2 protein-coding genes are annotated in these 812 nt (G+C 55.4%); one reads left to right on the top strand and one right to left on the bottom strand.

Going from position 1 to position 812, the window contains the following annotated elements; translation table 11 throughout:
* A partial coding sequence (locus ACWGXF_RS24385; RefSeq protein ID WP_452102607.1) for a hypothetical protein occupies positions 1-347 on the bottom strand: 347 nt, incomplete at its 3' end.
* 125 nt (positions 348-472) lie between these two features.
* Here ACWGXF_RS24385 and ACWGXF_RS24380 point away from each other — a divergent pair.
* Positions 473-754, top strand: coding sequence for a hypothetical protein (locus ACWGXF_RS24380; protein ID WP_452102606.1), 282 nt, complete (start codon positions 473-475; stop codon positions 752-754).
* Positions 755-812 lie beyond the last annotated feature (58 nt).

The following is an 812-nucleotide window of genomic DNA, read 5'->3' as shown; positions in this document are numbered from 1 at the left end:
AACATAATATACATACCCCCGGCGCTTTGAGCCACGTTTGCTACGGCAGCAGTAGCAGCACCACTAGCGCCCATCAGCGTTCCGGCGAGGGCAGCACCGGTTAGGAACTTCCGCATCATGCGCGATTTGCACGCGCTATCGCGCTCACTTTCTAGGGCTGCGATCACCATCCATTTTTGGGCGTCCTGACCCATTTCGTCTGCCAGTGCTCCAGCGATCGCAGGGCTGAGGTGTCCTCGCACTTTTGATGTTGCCAGTGTGTTTCTTGCGAGGTTTAGCTTCTTTGTCCAGTAGGTCGCGGGTTGGCTGCTGAGCGCCATCTCCAGTAGCTCAATCGTTGTTTGCATGCATGCTCCTGTTGGTCAGATGACTACAAAGTGAAGTTATTATCCGAAACATCTTGACTTTAAGGTGAAATCATAGATAGAGTCGCCCCAGTGATTACAGGTGTAATCATTCATAGGAGCGGCCAATGTCTCAAAGCACATCCCCGGATAACGTCCCCAGCGCCATTCAAGGCACCGCCGATAGCATGGCCGCTCCCGGTCGTGTCGGCGCTGGGGGCACCAATTCTCTGGAGCAGTTCCAGCGCTGGCTGCAAGCAGAAATTCTCAAGTCTGCGGCTGTTGTCAAGGCAACAGACCCCCGCCTCTCCTTCGCCCAGGACGTCTACCTGGAACAGGCGCTTTTCACTGTCGAATGCAACGCGGCTCTCAAGCTGCTCATGCAATTCAAGCTGGAGCAGGGCGAATGATTACGACCTATGAGGGCCGTCCCGGCGAAGGCATGCAGCTCCATCGCAACCGCGATCA

The organism is Comamonas sp. HJ-2 (assembly GCF_053615495.1).
Note: the sequence above shows the minus strand (reverse complement) of the source record. Positions and strands in the feature narration are given on the sequence as shown.

Coding starts and splice junctions, on each gene's coding strand:
- ACWGXF_RS24380 (WP_452102606.1), top strand. CDS start 473: ATGTCTCAAAGCACATCCCCGGATAACGTCCCCAGCGCCATTCAAGGC.